The sequence below is a fragment of the Amycolatopsis sp. NPDC049252 genome, from assembly GCF_043197175.1.
Taxonomy (GTDB): domain Bacteria; phylum Actinomycetota; class Actinomycetes; order Mycobacteriales; family Pseudonocardiaceae; genus Amycolatopsis.
In genome coordinates, this window is sequence record NZ_JBICSQ010000083.1 from 15722 (window position 1) to 34694 (window position 18973).

Here is an 18973-nt window from a genome sequence, read left to right on the forward strand (position 1 = left end):
GGGGTACCAGCCGCGCGTGAAGGTCGACCTGGCGTGGGTGGGGTTGCTTCGGCACGGTGAAAGCACGGGCAACGTGGCCCGGGAGGAGGCGGAGGCGGCGGGCGCCGACGTGATCGGCATCGCCGAACGTGACGCCGACGTGCCGCTGACCGCCCTGGGCCGGGACCAGGCCGAGGCGGCGGGGGAGCTGCTCGCCGGGCACCCGCCGGACCTCGTGGTCACCTCGACCTACCGCCGCGCCTGGGACACCGCCCGGCTGGCCGCGCCCGCCGGGGTGGCGATCGTGCCCGACGAGCGGCTGCGCGACCGCGAGCTCGGCGTCCTGGACCTGCTGACCACGCGCGGCGTCCGCGAGCGCTGGCCCGAGGAAGCCCGGCGCAAGCGGCGGCTCGGCCGGTTCTACTACCGGCCGCCGGGCGGCGAGTCCTGGGCCGACGTCGTGCTGCGGGTGCGGCCCCTGCTCGCCGAGCTGAGCGCCGAGCGGCCGGGCGCGCGCGTCCTGTTCTGCGCGCACGAGATGACGGTGTTCGCCCTCCGGTACCTGTTGGAGGGCGTGCCGGAACCCGACCTCATGCGCGCGGCCGCCGCCACGCCGGTCCCCAACGCCTCGCTGACGACCTGGGAACGTGACCGCGACGGCGGCTTCACCATGGTCGTCGCCGGGGTCACCGCTGGGCGGTCGGCCGGACCACGAGCTCGTTGACGTCGACGCCGTCCGGCTGTCCGATCGCGTACGAGATCGCCCCGGCGATGGCGTCCGGCGGCATCGCGTGCGCGCGGTAGGCGACCATCGCCTCCTTCGCGCCCGGCTCGGTGATCGTGTCCGCCAGCTCGGACTCCACGACGCCCGGCGAGATCGTCGTGACGCGCAAGCTCGGGTCGGACTCCAGGCGCAGGCCCTCGGTGATCGCCCGGGCCGCGTACTTCGTGGCGCAGTAGACCGCCGCCGTCGGCACCACCTCGTACGCGCCGGTGGAGGCGATGGTGACGAAGTGGCCGCCGCCTTGGCGTCGGAAGTGCGGCAGGGTCGCGGCGATCCCGTTGAGCAGCCCGCGGACGTTCACGTCGAGCATCCGGTCCCACTCGCCGGTGTGCAGGGAATCCAGGCGGGACAACGGCATCACGCCCGCGTTGGCGACGAACACGTCGATCCGGCCGTGGTCGCGCACCGCCGCTTCGGCGAAGGCGGCGACGTCGGCGCGGTCGGTGACGTCCAGGCGGTGCACGTCGGCCCGGCCGCCCGCCGCCCGGATCTGTTCGGCGAGCGCGTCGAGGCGATCCTCGCGCCGGGCGCCGAGCACGACGTGGTGGCCTTCGGCGGCCAGCCGCACCGCGGTGGCGTGGCCGATGCCGCTGCTGGCACCGGTGATGAGGACGACCTTCACGGATCTTTCCTTTCAAAGGGTTTTTCGGGCAGCACGAAACAAACTGTCCATTGTGGAATCAGCTCAGCGGTTGACGTTCTGCGGAGCGCTTTCGGCGGTGAGGCTGCCCAGCAGCGTCAACGCCGCTTCCGACGGGCTGCCCGGCTCCGCCTGGTAGACGACCAGCTGCTGCCCGGGCGCGCTGTTCACCGTCAATGCCTCGTAGCTCAGGGTCAGGTCGCCGACCAGCCGGTGGTGGAACCGTTTGGTCTCCCGGGTTTTCTGCCGGATGTCGTGGCGCGCCCACAGCGTGCGGAACGCCTCGCTCTTGACCGACAGCTCGCCGACGGTCTCGATCAGCCGGGGGTCGTCGGGGTCGATCCCGGCCGCCGCCCGCAGGCCGCCGACGGTGTTGACCGCGACGCGTTCCCAGTCCGGGTAGAACTCGCGCGCGTCCGGGTCGAGGAACACCAGGCGGACCAGGTCGCCGCTGTGGGTGTGCCCGTCGAACAGCGCCTTGCCCAGCGCGTTGTGCGCCAGCACGGTCAGGCACCGGCCGAGGACGACAGCGGGCGTGCCCGGCCAGCCGTCCATCAGCCGCAGCAGGTTCGGGCCGACCTGCTCACGCCGTCGCGGCCGGCGCCGGGGTGCCGTGGCCGGGCGGCCCAGCCGGTGCAGGTGGTCGGTGGCCTCGCCGTCCAGGTCCAGCGCGCGCGCCAGCGCGTCGAGCACCTGCGCCGACGGGTGCCGTTCGCGGCCCTGCTCCAGCCGCACGTAGTAGTCGGTGCTGACGCCCGCCAGCAGCGCGACCTCCTCCCGGCGCAGGCCCGCGACCCGGCGTCCGCTCCCGGCGGGCAGGCCGAGATCGGCCGGGCGCACCTGCGCGCGGCGGGCCCGGAGAAACTCCCCGAGCACGTTTTCCCTGGTCATGATCCGAGGCTAACCCGGAATCCGCGGGGGAGGGTGGCCGCGCCGCACCCACCCTCAGGTGAGCCGGATCGTCGCCCCGTCGGCGAGCTCGTCGCCGTGGGGCTGCTGCAGCGTGGCCCACGCGGTGCGCCCGTCGACGTCCAGCGTCATTACGGCATTGCCGAAGTGCGGCCCCGACACGCAGCTCCACGTCAGGTCCGTGGGCGGCACGCCGGCGCGGCGCGCGAACCACCCGGTCAGCCGGGTCAGCCACCGGGCCCAGCCGAGCCGGAACACGCGGTTCATGTACCAGGGCACGGTGTTGTGCATCGGCGAGCAGGTGAGCTGGTGCACCGGCGCGGCGTGCCCGGCCGGGAACTCGGCCCGCGCGACGTAGGCGTGGTGGACGTCGCCGGAGAGCACGTTGACCGAAGCCGCGCCGTCGTCGGCGACCCGGGCCAGCAGCTTCCCCAGCCGGTCGAACGACGTGCGGAACGCCGGCCAGTGCTCGAGGTCGGCGAACTGCCGGAACCACTCGGCCGCCCGGCCGACCGGCCCCGGCCGCTCGCAGAGACGTTCGTTGACCGACTGGGCGTAGGACAGCGCGGTCGGCAGCAGCCACGGCAGGGACGTGCCGACCAGCAGGTGGTCGAAATCGCCGGCGGCCTGCTCCTCGATCCAGGCGAACTCGTCGTCGCCGATCATCGCGCGCACGCCGCCCTCGAGGATCCGCCCGGCCCGCGAGTCGATCACGAGCAGCCGGACCGGGCCGAAGTCGCGCCGGTAGGACCAGCGGGTGCCCTTGGCGCCGTCGGCCTCCCGGTCGGCGTGGTCGGCGAACTCGCGCAGCAGCTCCGCGTTGTCCGTCCCGGACGTGCTGACCTGCTGGAAGACCTTGTCCGACGCGAGCTCGCCCGGGCCGAGGTTGCCCAGGTGCTGGTAGATCCAGTACGACACCAGCGCGCCGCGGATGCGTTCTTGCCACCACGACGTCCGGGCCATCTCGGCGCGCCAGGCCCGCGAGGTGTTCCAGTCGTCGCGCACGTCGTGGTCGTCGAAGATCATCGACGTCGGCAGCGTGGACAGCAGCCAGCGCACCGCCGGGTCGGACCAGGCCTCGGAGTAGAGGTGGCAGTACTCCTCGAAGTCGCCGACCTCGGTGCCGGGTGGTTTCGTCGTGTCACGCCGGCTCGCGAGCCACTTCTGCGTGTCTTCGGTGGTCTCGTCGGCGTAGACCTGGTCACCGAGCAGCACCAGCGACTCCGGCCACTCCTCCTCGTCGAGCCGGGCCATGCGGCGGGCGTACGCGGCGAGCGCGTCCTTCCCCAGGGCGTCCTGCTCGCGCGGCTTGCGGCAGGAGCCGAACACCAGCCGGAAGCGGGAGTCGCCGGGGGAGAGGGTGCGGATCCGGCTCGGCGGCAGCTCGCCGCCGGGCTCGGGCCAGACGACGTCGCCGTCGAGCCGGACCTCGTACGGCGTGCTCCGCGCCGGCTCGAGGCCGGTGAGCACGACCAGGGCGTAGTGGTGGCCGGAGACCTCGAACGTGCGGGCCGAGGCGTCGCCCACGCCGACCTCGCACGGTCCGTCCGTCTCGACCCAGATCGTCGCCGACGTGGCGTCGACGTGCCGGAGGAGCGGGCCCAGCAGCAGCGCGGTCATCGGCTGATCCTGTCAGAACCGCGGCGGCCCGGCTGATCGGTTCCGGAGCGCGGTCGAAAGGTTCCGAAACGTGGCGAAACTCGTTGACCGGCCCGCCGGTGGCGGCCAACGATCGTCGTTGCTGCGCGCCCTGCTCCCCGGAAGGAAACCCGAGTGAGAAGACTGCTCACGGTGCTGCTGGCCGCCGTCGTGCCGGTGGTCGCCGCGGTCGTGCTGCTTGCCGCGCAGCCCGCGTCCGCGGCGTCATTGACCCGCGTGACCGATTTCGGCACCAACCCCAGCAACCTCAACATGTACACCTACGTCCCGGACCGGGTGGCGACCCGGCCGGCCCTGCTGGTCGCGCTGCACTACTGCACCGGTTCGGCCTCGGCGGTCTTCAACGGCTACGCCCGCGACTACGTCACCGCGGCCGACCAGTACGGGTACGTCATCGTGTTCCCGGAGGCCACCCGCAGCGGCAGCTGCTTCGACGTCTCGTCGCCGCAGGCCCTGACCCGCGGCGGCGGCAGCGACCCGGTCGGCATCCTGTCGATGGTCGACTACGCGAAGCAGCACTACAACGTCGATCCGTCCCGGGTCTACGTCACCGGGTTCTCCTCGGGCGCGATGATGACGAACGTGCTCGCGGCGGAGTACCCGGACGTGTTCACCGCCGGCTCGGCGTTCATGGGCGTGCCCGCCGGCTGCTTCGGCACCACCGACGGGTCGAGCTGGAACTCCCAGTGCGCCAACGGCCAGATCACGAAGACCGCGCAGCAGTGGGGCGACCAGGCCCGCCAGATGAGCGGCGGCCGCAGCGGCCCGTTCCCGCGGATGCAGCTGTGGCACGGCACCGCCGACGACACCCTGCGCTACCCGAACTTCGGCGAAGAGGTCAAGCAGTGGACCAACCTCGCCGGGGTGAGCCAGACGGCGTCGACGATCGACCAGCCGCAGTCCGGCTGGACCCGCGCCCGCTACGGCGGTACCGGCGTCCAGGCGCCGGTCGAGGCGATCAGCGTCCAGGGTGCCGGGCACACGCTGCCGCAGAGCGGCATGGTCGGCTACGCGATCTCGTTCCTGGGCCTGAACAGCGGTGGCACGACCACGACCACGCCGACGACCCCGACCACGACGACGTCGACCCCGCCCGCCTCGGGCACCACGCTCGGCAGCGCGGCGGCGCGGACCGGCCGGTACTTCGGCACGGCCGTCTCGGCGAGCAAGCTCTCGGACAGCGTCTACACCGGCATCCTGAGCCGTGAGTTCAGCATGATCACGCCGGAGAACGAGATGAAGATCGACGCGACCGAGCCGAACCAGGGCCAGTTCTCCTACACCAACGCCGACCGGATCGTGGCGCAGGCTCGCAGCCAGGGCGCCCAGGTCCGCGGGCACACGCTGGCCTGGTACTCACAGCAGCCCGGCTGGATGCAGGGCATGGAGGGCTCGGCGCTGCGCACGGCGATGCTCAACCACATCACGCAGGTCGCGACCCACTACCGAGGCCAGCTCTACTCGTGGGACGTGGTGAACGAGGCGTTCGCCGACGGCGGTTCCGGCGCCCGCCGCGACTCCAACCTGCAGCGCACCGGCGACGACTGGATCGAGGCGGCGTTCCGCGCCGCGCGGGCGGCCGACGCGAACGCGAAGCTCTGCTACAACGACTACAACACCGACGACTGGGGCCAGGCGAAGACCCAGGCCGTGTACCGCATGGTGCAGGACTTCAAGAGCCGCGGTGTGCCGATCGACTGCGTCGGCTTCCAGTCGCACTTCAACAGCAACAGCCCGGTGCCGTCGAACTACCAGACCACGCTGCAGAACTTCGCGAGCCTCGGCGTGGACGTGCAGATCACCGAGCTGGACATCGAGGGGTCGGGCACCACGCAGGCGAACAGCTACCGCACGGTCACCCAGGCCTGTCTCGCCGTGGCGCGCTGCAACGGCATGACGGTGTGGGGCATCCGGGACACCGACTCCTGGCGCGCGTCGGCCACGCCGCTGCTGTTCGACGGCAGCGGGAACAAGAAGGCCGCCTACACCGCGGTCCTCGACGCGCTGAACGGCGGCACCACCACGCCGCCGCCGACCACGACGACCACACCGCCGCCGACGACCACGACCCCGCCGCCGGGCGGGTGCACCGGGACCTACACCAAGACCGCGGAGTGGAACGTCGGCTTCAACGGCCAGGTTTCGGTGTCCGGCTCGAACAACTGGGTGCTCACGATCACCTTCCACGCGCCACAGAAGGTCATCGGCAGCTGGAACTACACCGGCACCTGGGACAGCACCGGGTACGTGCTGACCGCGCGGCCCAACGGGAGCGGCAACGTCATCGGGTTCACCGTCGAGCACGGCGGGAACCTGACGGCGCCCACCGTGACCTGCGCGGCGAGCTAGAACAACCGGCCGACCTCGTCCGCGGGCGGTTCCTCGAGGCCCAGGAGGAACCGTTTGCGGGCGAGGCCGCCGGCGTACCCGGTCAGGCCGCCGCTCGTGCCGACCACCCGGTGGCACGGCACGATCACGCTGATCGGGTTCCAGCCGTTGGCGTTCCCGACCGCCTGTGCGGCGCCGGGATCGCCCAGCTCGGCGGCCAGCTGCCCGTAGGTGCGGGTTTCGCCGTACGGGATCTTCGTCAGCAACGCCCAGACCTGCTTCTCGAACGCGGAGCCGCGCGGCGCGAGCTCGAGGTCGAACTCGCGCCGCGTGCCCGCGAAGTACTCGGCGAGCTGCGCTCGGGCGGCTTCGAAACCGTCGTCGGTCCGGGGCCCGTGGTCGGCGAGGCGCGGGGTGCGCAGGTGGCCGTCGAAGTAGAGGCCGAGCAGCGCGGCACCCTCGCCGATGAGGGTCAGCGGTCCCACGGGTGAGTCGATGACGGTGTGCCGGACGCTCATCGCGCCAGCCTAGCGTCAGCTGGTGCTGACCTTGACCGAGAGCGAGTCGATGCTCATTTCGGCGCCCGGGGTGATGTCGGCGGACGGGCTCGTGCAGCCGCAGACCTTGTTCGGGTACGAGCCGCCGATGGCGACGTCGAAGATGACGAAGAACCCGTGGTCGACCGCGGCCTTCCAGGTCGCGTCGGACACCTGGTTCTGCTTCACGGAGTAGGTCTGGTTGCCGTCGAGGTAGAAGCGCAGCTCCTCCGCGGCGGCGTCGCGGCGGTCCACCACGACCGAGTAGGAGTGGTAGCCGTCCTGGCAGCCCGGGCAGTCCTGCAGGTCGCTCGTGATCCCGTCCGGGTCGTGGCACTCGCCCTGCCACTGTCCACAGTGGAACGTCGTGGAGTGCTTGCCGAGCGCGTTGACGTCCTCCATGATGTCGAGCTCGCCGATGCTCGGCCAGTTCGTCGCGCCGACCGGCCGCGCGTCGGCGCCCATCGCCCAGAACGCCGGCCAGTAGCCGAGCCCGCTCGCGGGGGAGGGCTGCTTGAGCGTCGCGCTGATCTCCGCCTGCCCGCCGGCCGGGGCGCCGAAGTCGGTCCGCTGCGTCTCGATCCGCCCGGACGTCCAGTTGCCCGCGGCGTCGCGCACCGGCTTGATGGCCAGGTGGCCCGCGCCGTCGTGGTAGACGTTCTCGGTCGAGTCCGTCGCCGTCTCGATCTCGCCGGTGCCCCAGGCGCCCGCGCCGCCCGGGTAGCCGGTTCCCTTGTCGTAGAGCCAGTCCTGGGTGTTCAGGCCGGTACCGGCGGCGCCGTCGAAGTCGTCCTGGAACACGGTGGTCCAGGTCTCCGCGGCGGACGTCGTCGCGGGCGCGATGAAGGGCAGTGACAACGTTGCCACCACGGCGGTCAGGCGCAGGAAACGCTTGCTGGGCTGCATGGGGTCCGCTTTCTCTGTCTCTGGGCCGGAAAAGGGGAGGCGTCCACCTGCGAGGCCGTCCACTGTCACCCCTGGTTTCCGGGGAAGTCAAGGCCCCTGCCCGGAATTACCCGTGACCCGGTACCCGGGGGCAGGCCCGCACCGGGATTGTTTGAAAAATTTCCGTGCGGGGCACCGCGCGCCCCGGATGCGACGGTGGTCTAGACCTGCCTGAGAGGGGTTGCCAGGCCCCGCCGGTGGCGTTCATAGTTTGTTGGCGTCCACAACGAACTGCGAGCGCGGCCGGTGCGTCCATTATGGAGCACGCCGCGTGTTCTGGTCATCCTCGAAGTGGAGGAATCATGATTTCGCGCCGCTCGTTCCTGAGCCTCTCGGCGGCCACGCTCGCCACCGCCACCGTGCTGCCCCTGGCACGCACCGCCGCCGCGGCCACACCCGCGACCTTCGGTCTCAAGCTGGTGAACAACTCCGGTTCCGGAACCGTGTACGCCTATGTCACCGGCACGACCCCCGACGGGCGGCTGGTCCTGCTGCGCGCCGACGGTTCGCCGTACTACCCGGACTCGCCCGGCGCCGCGCACACGCCGCTGCCGGAGGACTGCGCCATCCCCGTCGGTTCCGGGGCCCAGGTCTCCGTGCCCAAGATGGGCGGCGCGCGCGTGTACGTCGTCACGGACGCGAAGCTGGACTTCTTCCTCGACCCGGGCCCGGCCCTGGTGCACCCGAGCTTCCTGAACCCCGACGACCCGAACTTCCAGAAGAACTGGTCGTTCAGCGAGTTCACGTTCAACGACGAGCAGCTGTTCGCCAACATCAGCTACGTCGACTTCGTCGGCATCCCGATGGGGCTGTCACTCACGACGTCCGGCTCGGGCACGAAGACCGTCAACGGGCTGCCTTCGGGTTCGCTGGACGCGATTTCTTCGGAGCTGTCGGCGTTGGGCGGGAACTGGCCGGGGCTGGTGCAGACCGGCGGCGGCGGGAACCTGCGCGCGCTGTCCCCGCACCACCACGCCGACCAGTTCGGTGGGTACCTCGACGGCTACATCGATCAGGTCTGGCAGAAGTACGAGGGCACGGACCTCGTGGTGGACTCGCAGAACCCGGGGCTGGGCACGTTCACCGGGCGCGTCAGCGGCGGGCAGCTGGTGTTCGGGGCCGAGGCGTTCGCGAAGCCGGCCACGGCCGACGTCTGGAGCTGCGACAGCGGCCCGTTCGCCATCCCGCAGGGGGCGAGCGACGCGCGCAAGAGCATCGTCCCGCGCCTGGCGGCGGCGCTGAACCGCACGACGCTGCTGGACAACCCGAATCAGCCGACGGCGGAGGACCCGGCGAAGTTCTACCAGGGCGACGTGACCAACCACTACGCCCGCATCGTGCACTCGAAACTGCCCGACAACCGGGGCTACGCGTTCCCGTACGACGACGTCAGCCCGGGCCCGGACTTCAGCGGTGCGGTGTTCGCGGGCGACCCGGACGTGCTGACGATCACGGTGGGTGCCACCCATGGCTGATGTGGATGGCCGGGCCGTGCGAAAACTGTCGGTGGTGACGGTTAGCCTCATGACATGAAAACGGACGACGCGACGGTCCCGGCGGACCAGCTGACCAAGGGCCAGTGGTTCTGGCACGAGCCCGCGCCGGGGCTGCCCGCGTGGCAGCTACAGGTGACTTCGGCGGACATCCTGGAGGATTCCGTCGAAATCTTCACCACGGACGAGGAGCGCGAACTGGTTTCGTACCCGCGCAACCGCCTGGTCCGGCTGGCCGGCGCGGCCTGAGATTCCCTTGAAGCGCGGTGGGCCGAGGTCCGGCTCACCGCGCTTCGCCGCTTTACGGGCTTGGTCACGCACCGCGACGCTCTCGGTGGGCGATGGTGCGGTGACTGACCGTATCGGCCCGGTTCAGGCCCGCTGGTTTGTGTGGCCGCGGCGTTCTCTTGTCTTGCTCAATTCCCCAGTTTCCGCTGTCGCCCAGGGCGTGCCGGGGCGTGCGTCTCAGGCTGCTCCCGCGTCCCGCAGGGCGGCCGGGCGCCAGGTCATGCGGACTCGGGTGCCCTGTTCGCCGGTGTCGATCTCGGACTGGTCCGTGACCTTGTCGATCAGCAGCAGGCCGCGGCCGCCGGAGGTGCGCAGGGCCGCTGAGCGGGGGCGGGTCGCCGGGATGCCGCAGCCCGTGTCGGTGACCGTCACCGTCACCGCGTCACCCACTCGGGTCGCCTGCAGGCGGGCCCAGCCGCGGCCGTCCGGGTACGCGTGGGCCGCCACGTTCGCCAGCGCCTCGTAGGTCGCCAGTGTGATGTCGTGCGTGCTCTCCGGGTCGAGCGGCAGCTCGGACAGCCAGCGGACCAGCTTGCGCCGCAGGTCGGCCACGTCGTTCGGCAGGGCCGGCGAGAGCTCCTCGAAGGTCGACGTGGCCACGGTCCCGGCACCCGGGGGAAGGCGGCCGGGGAGAGTGGTCCCGGCGTCGGCGGTCTCGGCGGTGTCCACCTCCGGCTCGGGGGTATGTCGGTGCACGATGTGCTCCCATCCGTCGGCGACGTTCGGCGTGTTCTTCTGGAGACCTACCCACCGCCACGGATTCTCACGCGTTGTGCTCCGCGGAAACTCCGGCTACAGTGAAGGTGCTCCTCGCGGATGTCGGCCCTCTGGCCGCCCGGAGGAAGCTCCCGGATCCAGGCCGATCGGCCTCTTTCCTTTCGTTCACGGCCCGTCCCGGCCGTACCCTCATTCAGGAGAAAACCATGCCTTTTCACGGAATCCTTGACGTACAAGGAAAATCCGCCTTCGTCCGCGCCGGCTACCGGCGGGCCGACGGCGATGTCACCCTCCCGCTTTCCGTCGTCCGCAAGCACAAGCTGCGCACCGGCGACGAAATCACCGGCACCGCCGAGGAAATCATCAGCGTCGACGGCGCCAACCCGGCCGCCCCGCGCCCGCACTTCGACGACCTCGTCCCGGTGCACCCCGACGAGCGCCTGCTGCTCGAAACCACGCCGGCGCGGGTGCTGACCCGCGTCATCGACCTCGTCACCCCGATCGGCAAGGGCCAGCGCGCGCTGGTCGTCTCACCGCCGAAGGCGGGGAAAACCACGGTGCTGCGCGAAATCGCGCACGGCATCGCCACCAACCACCCCGAGTGCCGGCTGATGGTGCTCCTCGCCGACGAGCGCCCGGAGGAGGTCACCGAACTGAGCCGGACCGTGCGCGGGGAGGTGATCGCGTCCACGTTCGACCGGCCGCCGGCCGAGCACGTCGCGGTCGCGGAACTCGCGGTCGAGCGAGCCAAACGCCTGGTGGAGCGCGGAGAAGACGTGGTGCTGCTGCTCGACTCCCTGACCCGCCTCGGCCGCGCGTACAACCTTTCGGCCCGCCCGTCCGGCCGCACGCTCTCGGGCGGCGTCGACGCGGCCGCGCTGCAGCCGATGAAGCGCATCCTCGGCGCCGCAAGGAATCTGGAGGGCGGCGGCTCCCTCACGATCATCGCGACGGCCCTGGTGGAAACCGGTTCCCTGGCCGACACGGTGTTCTTCGAGGAGCTGAAGAGCACCGGCAACGCCGAACTCAAGCTGGACCGCCGCACGGCGGAACGCCGGGTCTTCCCGGCCGTCGACCTGGCCGCCTCCGGCACCCGCCGCGAGGAACTATTGGTCACCCCGGGCGAACTCACGGCCATGCGCGACGTCCGCCGCGCACTACAGGGCCCGCACGCGGTCGAGCAGCTGCTGGACCAGCTCCGCAAGACGGGCTCGAACGCCGAGTTCCTGCTCCGCGTAACGGGCGCCGCAGCACTGCCCGAGGCCGCCTGAGCCCGCTCGCCCACCGCGCCCTTGTTTGCCGCGCTGAGTTGCCCATGTGCTTGCTTGGCCGCTGTGCTCAATTCGGTTGGAGCGCACAAGTCGCTGCGTGCACTCGGCGCTGTAGCCACTCGAAGGCTGTGCGCTCGCCGATCCAAGCCAGGACCGCCCGCGGCCGAGAAAGCCCAGCCAGCCGGGCAAAACCGCGAGTCACCCCGCTATTCCCCTCAGGTGCCGAACGCTTCAGCCGCTGCAAGGCCGCCAAACGGCTCACCCGGCCTCTGCTGGCTCGGTCGGTCCGCCGCGAGCCGCGAGCCGGGCAACCGGGTTTCGTGCTGAGCCCGCGGCGTCTGCCGCACCGGCAAGCCCGCTCGAGTCTGCTCAGGCGCGACATCGCCGCCACCGCTGCATTGCTCGGTCCGCCGCGAGCCGTTCCCGCCGGGGCCTCCGCTCAGCCTGCTTCAGGCCCGCTCAGGTTCCGCGCGGCCGCAGCAGCTGTGCGGCTCAGTCCGCCGCGAGCCCGGCTGCGAGCCCGCAGCGCCCGCTCAGCCTGCCTCGGGCCAGCTCGGGCGCGACATCGCCGCCACCGCTGCATTGCTCGGTCCGCCGCGAGCCGTTCCCGCCGGGGCCTCCGCTCAGCTTGCTTCAGGCCCGCTCAGGTTCCGCGTGGCCGCAGCAGCTGTGCGGGCTCAGTCCGTCGCGAGTCCGGCTGCGAGCCCGCAGCGCCCGCTCAACCCGCCTCGGGCCAGCTCGGGCGCGACATCGCCGCAAAGGTTGCATCGCTGGGTCCGCCGCGAGCCCGTTCCCACTGCGGCCTCAGCTCAGCCTGCTCCAGGCCCGCTCGGGTTCCGCGTGGCCGCAACAGCCGTGCGGGCTCAGTGCGTCGCGAGTCCGGCTCCGAGCCCGCAGCGCCCGCTCAGCCCGCCTCGGGCCGGCTCGGGTTGCCGCGGCAGCATCGCTTGGTCCGCCGCGAGCCCGCTCGACCGCGGCGCTCGCTCAGCCCACCTCGAGCCCGCTCAGGCGCCGCGGCCAGTCGTCTGCTGCAGCTCGTCGATCCGCTTGGACGCCTCCGCCTTGGTCAAGTCGTCGGGCACCTCTTCGCCCGCTTCCTGGGCGAGGGTCTGCAGGTAGGACTTCTGCGGCCCGGTCATCGGCTCGTCGCCGGTGGTCCACTCGCTCGGGTCCTTCTCCGGGTTGGGTTCCGGCTGCTCGGTCATCACCACTCCATTCGAACGTTCGAACGTCTGTTCGCTTGAGATCGACTCTAACCCACGGGTCCGACAGTTTCAGAAGACACCTCCGGCGGAGGGGTGCTCGGCGGGCCGGCTTCGTGGCCGGCGCGGCCGCGGGTGCGGCGGGCGTCCTTCATCTGCTGCTCCTGCAGGTGACGGCGTCCTCCGGTGAACTCGGCCAGCACCTCGCGCTCCAGGTCGCGGGACGTCTTGTAATAACCGTCGTCGTACTCCTCGACCACCTGGAACGTCCACCGGTCGGCCAGCACGTTGAGGCCGACCAGCTCTTCGCGGATCCGCGAAGCCCATGCCGGGTGGCCGGCTTTCTCGAGCCGGTCCGCCGCGTCGCCGAAGAGGAGGTCCGCCCAGCCCGTCTGCTGGTGGAACGCGTAGAGGTGGCCCCGCGCGCGCTCGATCGTCTCGAGGGCTTCGGTCAGCTTGCCCACCGCGTCGAGGGTGGCTTCGTCGGGTACGGGGTTCTCGGCCATTGCGGGATGATTCCCCGGAAACCTCGCCCGGAAACGCGAAAATCCGTCCACCGCGGCGGATTCACCACTGTGGACGGATTCGCGTGAGGCACTCAGGCCGTCGGGCGGGTCGCTCCCGCGTACTCGCTCATCAGCGGGGAAATCTTGACCACGTCGCCGCTGGTGGGGGCGTGGACCATCTTGCCGTCGCCGATGTACATCCCGATGTGGGACACGGGGGAGTAGTAGGCGACCAGGTCGCCCGGCTGCAGCTGGTCGCGCGACACCGGCGTGCCGAAGCCCGCCTGTGCCGCCGAGTTCCGCGGCAGCGAGATGCCGGCCTGCTTGTAGGCCCACTGCATCAGGCCCGAGCAGTCGAACGTGCTCGGCCCGGTCGCGCCCCAGACGTAGGCGCTGCCGAGCTTGCTCAGCGCCGCGTTGACCGCGGTCTGCGCCGCCCCGGTCGCCGCCTTGACGGTCGGGGCCTTGCCGCCGGTGTCCTTCTGCGCGGCCTTGTCGGCGGTGCTGAGGTTCTTGCTCTGCGCCTCGATCTGGTCGATCTGGGTCTGCAGGTTCTTCTTCTTGCCCTCGATGTCCGAGGTCAGCTTGGCCGCCGCGTCGCGGGCGTCGGTCGCCTTCTTCGCGGCGTCCGTCGCCGTCTTCTCGGCGGTCTTGGCCTTTTCGGCCGCACCGCTGAGGTTGTCCATCGCGCCGTTCTTCTCGGTCGCGATGACCTCGAGCGCCGACGACCGGTCCAGGAAGTCCTGAGTGGACGTCCCGGCCAGCAGCGCGGACAGCTTGTTCAGCTGGACGCCGCTGGTGAACGACGCGCCGGCGAACTTGTCCACCTGGGACTGGTACTTCTGCTTCGCGTCGGCGGCTTCGGCACCGGCGGCCTTCGCCGCGTTGACGTCGTTGGTGGCCTTGTCGAGCTCACCCTGCTTGGCCTTCAGGTCGTCCTGGGCCTTGAGCAGGTCTTCGTTGAGCTTTTCGGCCTGTGCCGCGAGGTCGCGGTACTTGGCCAGGGCTTCCGACCCGGTGGGCGGAGCCTGGAGGACGGGGATGGGGGCGGCGGTGGCCACGGGGTCCGCGACGGTGATCACAGCGATCACCGCGGCGGCCGCTAGGGCACCTGACACCACGCGCTTGACGGGATGCGAATGCACGGTCGCGCGGGTCTCCTTTGCTGATCGGCCGCCGGTCGGGGGACCGGGGCGGCGAGTCGGGGGCCTCGTCCGCGCTGCCCCGCCACGAGTGCGTGCTCGACCGCAACAGGTGAGCCACGCGGGGGTGGGGGTCCGGTACCCGGCAGGGGGTATCGACGGCGATCTCGCGTCGCCACCTGTCGGCAGCCGGGGCCGCGAGATCTCGAACAGGTTACGAAAAGAACACGGGCGAGTCCAGTGGTACCCCGAAAACACTCTCCGTGACGCCCTGAAACACGGCTGGACCAGCGGCGCCGTGGCTGCCTGTGTCCGGGGTTACACCTCGTCACGGGTTGGCTTACCCTACCCCCCTAGGGTATATCTGAGGCATGAGCGACAGCACCTACACCGTCACGGGCATGACCTGCGGCCACTGCGCCCGGTCGGTCGAAGAGGAGATCCGCGGGATCGACGGCGTCACCGGCGTCGCGGTCGACCTGGCCACCGGGGCCGTGACCGTCCGCAGCGCCGCCGCGCTCGCCGTCGAGGACGTGCGCGGCGCCGTCGAGGAAGCGGGGTACCGGCTGACATGAACACCGCAGGGAAGCTCTCCGCCTACGCGGCGGCCCTCGTGCTGATCGCCGGGGGTGCCTGGGCGCTCGGGACCGCCGTCGGCCCGTTCCCCGGCCAGGCCGAGGCCCACGGCGACGAAGACGCCATGCACGGCGAAACCATGGAGCACCCGCCCGGCGGGCTGGCGTCGTCCGAGGACGGCTACACCCTCACCCCGGCGAGCACGACCCTGACGCCGGGAGCGGCGACCCGCTTCACCTTCCGGATCACCGGACCCGGCGGCGCGCCGGTGACCGCGTTCGACGTCGAGCACGAGAAGCGGCTGCACTTCATCGTCGTCCGGCGGGACACCGCCGGCTACCGGCACCTGCATCCCGACCTCGGCGCCGACGGCACCTGGAGCGTGCCCCTCACCGTCGCCGACGCGGGCAGCTACCGCGCCTTCGCCGACTTCAAGCCCACGGGCGGGAACCCGCTGACGCTCGGCGTCGACCTCCAAGCACCGGGGATGTTCCGGCCGGTCGAGCACCCGGAGTCGCGCGTCGCCGACGTCGACGGCTACCGCGTCCGGCTCGACGGCGACCTCGTCCCGGGCCGGTCGTCCCGGCTGGTGGCCACCGTGACCAAGGACGGCCGCCAGGTGACCACGCAGCCCTACCTCGGCGCGACCGGGCACCTGGTCGCGCTGCGCGGTGGCGACCTCGCCTACCTGCACGTCCACCCGGCCGGGCCGGGGCTCACCTTCCTGGCCGAGGTGCCGTCGGCCGGGTCGTACCGGCTGTTCCTGGACTTCCGCCACGGCGACGTCGTCCGCACCGCCGAGTTCACCACCGGAACGGGGGAGCCGCGATGACCGTCGAACTCGCGATCACCGGCATGACCTGCGCGTCCTGCGCGATGCGGATCGAGCGCAAGCTCAACAAGCTGGACGGCGTCACGGCGACCGTCAACTACGCCACCGAGAAGGCGAAGGTCGATTTCACCGGCGACGTCGAACCGTCGGACCTCGTGGCCGAGGTCGAAGCGGCGGGTTACGGCGCCCACCTGCCCGCCGACGAACCGCCGGAAGCCCGCGAAACCGAAGAAGACGACGGCACGCGCGCACTGCGGCAGCGGCTCGTCACCTCGGCCGTGCTCGCGCTGCCGGTGATCCTGCTGGCGATGGTGCCGGCGTGGCAGTTCACCTACTGGCAGTGGATTTCCCTGACCCTCGCCGCGCCGGTGCTGGTCTGGGGCGCGTGGCCGTTCCACCGCGCCGCCTTCGCCACCCTGCGCCACGGCGCCGCCACGATGGACACGCTCATTTCCCTCGGCACCCTCGCCGCGTTCGGCTGGTCGCTGTACGCGCTGCTGTTCGGCACCGCGGGCACCCCCGGACTGCGGCACCCGTTCGAGTTCACCGTCGAGCGGATGTCCGGTGACGGCGCCCTCTACCTCGAGGTCGCCGCGGGCGTGACGACGTTCATCCTGGCCGGGCGCTACTTCGAGGCCCGCTCGAAGCGCCGGGCCGGCGCCGCGTTGCGGGCGCTGCTGGACCTCGGGGCCAAGGACGTCGCCGTCCTGCGTGACGGGCGCGAGGTGCGGATCCCGGTCGGCGAGCTGGCCGTCGGCGACGAGTTCGTGGTGCGGCCGGGGGAGAAGGTGGCCGCCGACGGCGTCGTCGAGGACGGCGGCTCCGCGATCGACGCGAGCCTGCTGACCGGCGAGAGCGTGCCGGTCGAGGTCGGGCCGGGGGACGCCGTGGCCGGGGCGACGGTCAACGTCGGCGGCCGGCTCGTCGTCCGGGCCACGAGGGTCGGCGCCGACACGCAGCTGGCGCGGACCGCGCGGCTCGTCGAGGAGGCGCAGACCGGGAAAGCACAGGTCCAGCGGCTCGCGGACCGCGTCTCGGCGGTGTTCGTGCCGATCGTCATCGCGCTGGCCGTGGCGACGCTCGCCTTCTGGCTCGGCGCGGGCGGGACGCCGTCGGCCGCGTTCACCGCCGCCGTCGCCGTGCTGATCATCGCCTGCCCGTGCGCGCTCGGCCTCGCGACGCCGACGGCGCTGCTGGTCGGCACCGGCCGGGGCGCGCAGCTGGGCATCCTGATCAAGGGCCCGGAGGTGCTGGAGTCGACCCGGCGCGTGGACACCGTCGTGCTGGACAAGACCGGCACCGTCACCACCGGCCGGATGGCGCTGGTCGAAGGGGACGGCGAGGTGCTGCGGCTCGCGGGGGCCGTCGAGGCCGCCTCCGAACACCCGGTGGCCCATGCGATCGCGGACGCCGCTCGCGAGCGCTTCGGCGCGCTGCCCGCGGTTTCGGGCTTCCGCGGCACGCCGGGCCTGGGTGCCGAGGGCGTGGTCGAGGGGCATCGGGTCGCCGTCGGACGGGCGGAGTTCGCCGGCGGCGCGCCGTCGGAAGCCGCCGCGATCCACGTCGCCTGGGACGGCGAGGTCCGCGGGCGGCTGGTCGTCGCGGACACCGTCAAGCCGACGTCGGCCGAAGCGGTCCGGCGGCTGCGCGCGCTCGGCCTGACGCCGATCCTGCTGACCGGCGACAACGTGGCCACGGCCCGGGCGGTCGCCGACGAGGTCGGCATCGACCAGGTGATCGCCGAGGTGCTGCCGCAGGAAAAGGCCGACGTCGTCCGGCGCCTGCAGGCCGAGGGGCATGTCGTGGCGATGGCCGGGGACGGCGTCAACGACGCGGCCGCCCTCGCCCAGGCCGATCTGGGCCTGGCCATGGGCACCGGTACCGACGTCGCGATCGAGGCGGCGGACCTGACCCTGGCGCGCGGCGACCTGCGCGCCGCCGTCGACGCGATCCGGTTGTCACGGCGGACCCTGGCCACGATCAAGGGGAACCTGTTCTGGGCGTTCGCCTACAACGTCGCCGCGCTGCCGCTGGCCGCGGCGGGCCTGCTGAACCCGATGCTCGCCGGGGCGGCGATGGCGGTCAGCTCGGTCTTCGTCGTGACGAACAGCCTGCGACTGCGCGGTTTCAGGAGCACGACCGGGTGATGGGAGCCCGTTTGTACGTCCCTTGTATCCGGCCGGGTGATCGTGGTGGCGTAACCGATTCCGACCGATGGAGGACAGGGATGTTCACGAAGGCCGCCGTGTTGACGGCGCTCACCGCCGCGGCGTTCGCCGTGGCCGCACCGGCGCAGGCCGCGCCGGCGGTCACGACGGCGCTTCCGACGGCGAACATGGAGGCCGTGCTGAAGGCGGCCCAGATCGACCCGCGCCGGGCCGACAGCACCCAGACGCCGGGCGCGCACGACAGCGTCCTGCTGGTCGAGCAGGCGCTGCAGGCGAAGGGGCTGCTGGACAGCAAGTACGTCGACGGCTACTTCGGCACCACGACCATCACGGCGTACTCGCAGTACCAGAAGTCCCTGGGCTACACCGGAATCGACGCTTCGGGCCTGCCGGGCAAGACGTCGCTGGAGCAGCTGGGCGACGGCCGGTTCACCGTGACGAGCCCGGTTTCCGCGGGCAGCCGGGTGTCCTACCGCGGCGTCACGATCAACACCCGCACCAAGGCGATGCTGCTGGCCGCGGAGAACATCGCCGGCATCACGGTGAGCCTGACCCAGGGCTCGTACAACCCGGGCGGCGTCGACGCGTCGGCCGGGACGCACGACGGCGGCGGCGCGATGGACATCTCGGTGTCCGGCATGTCGGCGACGACCCGGACGAACCTGATCAAGGCGCTGCGCCAGGTCGGTTTCGCGGCCTGGTACCGCACGCCGGCGCAGGGTTTCGCCTACCACGTCCACGCGATGGCGATCTCCGACCCGGACCTGTCCTCGGGCGCGCAGCACCAGACGGGCGACTACTACCTGGGCCAGAACGGCCTGGCCGGCCGCGGCGCCGACGACGGCCCCTCGGTCCCGAAGGTCACCTGGGAGGAGTACCAGCGCGGCTGACGGCTCCCGAAGGCCGTGAAGGCCAGGCGGATTCATGCGGTGGTTGCAACACCTGGTGTCTGCTGATCTAACAGTAGCTTCGTGAGGACCTCGGTTGGTGTCCGCCAG

18 protein-coding genes are annotated in these 18973 nt (G+C 71.5%); 9 read left to right on the forward strand and 9 right to left on the reverse strand.

Annotated features, from left to right (window positions below; translation table 11 throughout):
• Positions 1-16: 16 nt before the first annotated feature.
• A complete protein-coding gene (locus ACGFMK_RS41520) occupies positions 17-703 on the forward strand; it encodes a histidine phosphatase family protein (RefSeq protein WP_392775080.1) in 687 nt (228 codons plus the stop codon).
• Here ACGFMK_RS41520 and ACGFMK_RS41525 read toward each other — a convergent pair.
• The 3 genes from ACGFMK_RS41525 to ACGFMK_RS41535 form a co-directional block, all read right to left on the reverse strand.
• Positions 666-1385, reverse strand: coding sequence for an SDR family oxidoreductase (locus ACGFMK_RS41525; protein WP_392775082.1), 720 nt, complete (start codon positions 1383-1385; stop codon positions 666-668). The genes ACGFMK_RS41520 and ACGFMK_RS41525 overlap by 38 nt on opposite strands.
• A 63-nt stretch (positions 1386-1448) precedes the next feature.
• Complete coding sequence (locus ACGFMK_RS41530) at positions 1449-2294, reverse strand: helix-turn-helix transcriptional regulator (protein WP_392775084.1); 846 nt, start codon at positions 2292-2294, stop codon at positions 1449-1451.
• 54 nt (positions 2295-2348) lie between these two features.
• Positions 2349-3932 (reverse strand): alkaline phosphatase D family protein, encoded by a 1584-nt coding sequence (locus ACGFMK_RS41535; protein ID WP_392775086.1) that lies wholly within the window; start codon positions 3930-3932, stop codon positions 2349-2351.
• Between the two features lie 153 nt (positions 3933-4085).
• Between ACGFMK_RS41535 and ACGFMK_RS41540 the strand changes: the two genes are divergently transcribed.
• On the forward strand, positions 4086-6320 hold the full coding sequence (locus ACGFMK_RS41540) for a PHB depolymerase family esterase (RefSeq protein WP_392775088.1): 2235 nt from the start codon (positions 4086-4088) through the stop codon (positions 6318-6320).
• Here the strand turns inward: ACGFMK_RS41540 and ACGFMK_RS41545 are convergent.
• Both ACGFMK_RS41545 and ACGFMK_RS41550 read right to left on the reverse strand, forming a co-directional pair.
• A complete protein-coding gene (locus tag ACGFMK_RS41545; protein WP_392775089.1) occupies positions 6317-6817 on the reverse strand; it encodes a methylated-DNA--[protein]-cysteine S-methyltransferase in 501 nt (166 codons plus the stop codon). The genes ACGFMK_RS41540 and ACGFMK_RS41545 overlap by 4 nt on opposite strands.
• 15 nt (positions 6818-6832) lie before the next feature.
• Positions 6833-7741: a glycoside hydrolase family 16 protein gene (locus ACGFMK_RS41550; protein WP_392775091.1), complete on the reverse strand. Its 909-nt coding sequence runs from the start codon at positions 7739-7741 to the stop codon at positions 6833-6835.
• A gap of 341 nt (positions 7742-8082) precedes the next feature.
• Between ACGFMK_RS41550 and ACGFMK_RS41555 the strand changes: the two genes are divergently transcribed.
• Both ACGFMK_RS41555 and ACGFMK_RS41560 read left to right on the forward strand, forming a co-directional pair.
• Positions 8083-9255 carry a glycoside hydrolase family 64 protein gene (locus ACGFMK_RS41555; protein WP_392775093.1) on the forward strand — a complete coding sequence of 391 codons (1173 nt, stop codon included), beginning with the start codon at positions 8083-8085 and terminating at the stop codon, positions 9253-9255.
• Positions 9256-9309: 54 nt separating this feature from the next.
• Positions 9310-9522, forward strand: coding sequence for a hypothetical protein (locus ACGFMK_RS41560; RefSeq protein WP_392775095.1), 213 nt, complete (start codon positions 9310-9312; stop codon positions 9520-9522).
• Between the two features lie 216 nt (positions 9523-9738).
• On the opposite strand, the gene ACGFMK_RS41565 is transcribed toward ACGFMK_RS41560, so the two are convergent.
• Entirely contained in the window at positions 9739-10257 is a 519-nt protein-coding gene (locus ACGFMK_RS41565; protein ID WP_392775097.1) for an ATP-binding protein, read from the reverse strand.
• 227 nt (positions 10258-10484) lie between these two features.
• Between ACGFMK_RS41565 and rho the strand changes: the two genes are divergently transcribed.
• Positions 10485-11549 (forward strand): transcription termination factor Rho, encoded by a 1065-nt coding sequence (gene rho / locus ACGFMK_RS41570; protein WP_392775099.1) that lies wholly within the window; start codon positions 10485-10487, stop codon positions 11547-11549.
• Between the two features lie 1004 nt (positions 11550-12553).
• On the opposite strand, the gene ACGFMK_RS41575 is transcribed toward rho, so the two are convergent.
• The 3 genes from ACGFMK_RS41575 to ACGFMK_RS41585 all read right to left on the reverse strand — a co-directional run bounded on the left by ACGFMK_RS41575 (position 12554) and on the right by ACGFMK_RS41585 (position 14402).
• Positions 12554-12754 carry a DUF3072 domain-containing protein gene (locus ACGFMK_RS41575; protein WP_392775101.1) on the reverse strand — a complete coding sequence of 67 codons (201 nt, stop codon included), beginning with the start codon at positions 12752-12754 and terminating at the stop codon, positions 12554-12556.
• Positions 12755-12801: 47 nt separating this feature from the next.
• Complete coding sequence (locus ACGFMK_RS41580) at positions 12802-13257, reverse strand: hypothetical protein (RefSeq protein WP_392775103.1); 456 nt, start codon at positions 13255-13257, stop codon at positions 12802-12804.
• 92 nt (positions 13258-13349) lie between these two features.
• Positions 13350-14402 (reverse strand): NlpC/P60 family protein, encoded by a 1053-nt coding sequence (locus ACGFMK_RS41585; protein WP_392775105.1) that lies wholly within the window; start codon positions 14400-14402, stop codon positions 13350-13352.
• 368 nt (positions 14403-14770) lie between these two features.
• Here ACGFMK_RS41585 and ACGFMK_RS41590 point away from each other — a divergent pair, with 368 nt between their 5' ends.
• The 4 genes from ACGFMK_RS41590 (at position 14771) to ACGFMK_RS41605 (ending at position 18865) form a co-directional block, all read left to right on the forward strand.
• The gene (locus ACGFMK_RS41590) at positions 14771-14974 is read left to right on the forward strand and encodes a heavy-metal-associated domain-containing protein (protein WP_392775107.1); all 204 of its coding nucleotides are present in this window, start codon (positions 14771-14773) and stop codon (positions 14972-14974) included.
• On the forward strand, positions 14971-15807 hold the full coding sequence (locus ACGFMK_RS41595) for a hypothetical protein (protein WP_392775109.1): 837 nt from the start codon (positions 14971-14973) through the stop codon (positions 15805-15807). The genes ACGFMK_RS41590 and ACGFMK_RS41595 overlap by 4 nt, the downstream gene beginning before the upstream one ends.
• Complete coding sequence (locus tag ACGFMK_RS41600) at positions 15804-17954, forward strand: heavy metal translocating P-type ATPase (RefSeq protein WP_392775110.1); 2151 nt, start codon at positions 15804-15806, stop codon at positions 17952-17954. Before ACGFMK_RS41595 ends, ACGFMK_RS41600 begins: the two co-directional genes overlap by 4 nt.
• Positions 17955-18034: 80 nt before the next feature.
• Positions 18035-18865 carry a peptidoglycan-binding protein gene (locus tag ACGFMK_RS41605; protein WP_392775112.1) on the forward strand — a complete coding sequence of 277 codons (831 nt, stop codon included), beginning with the start codon at positions 18035-18037 and terminating at the stop codon, positions 18863-18865.
• The last annotated feature ends 108 nt before the right edge of the window (positions 18866-18973 follow it).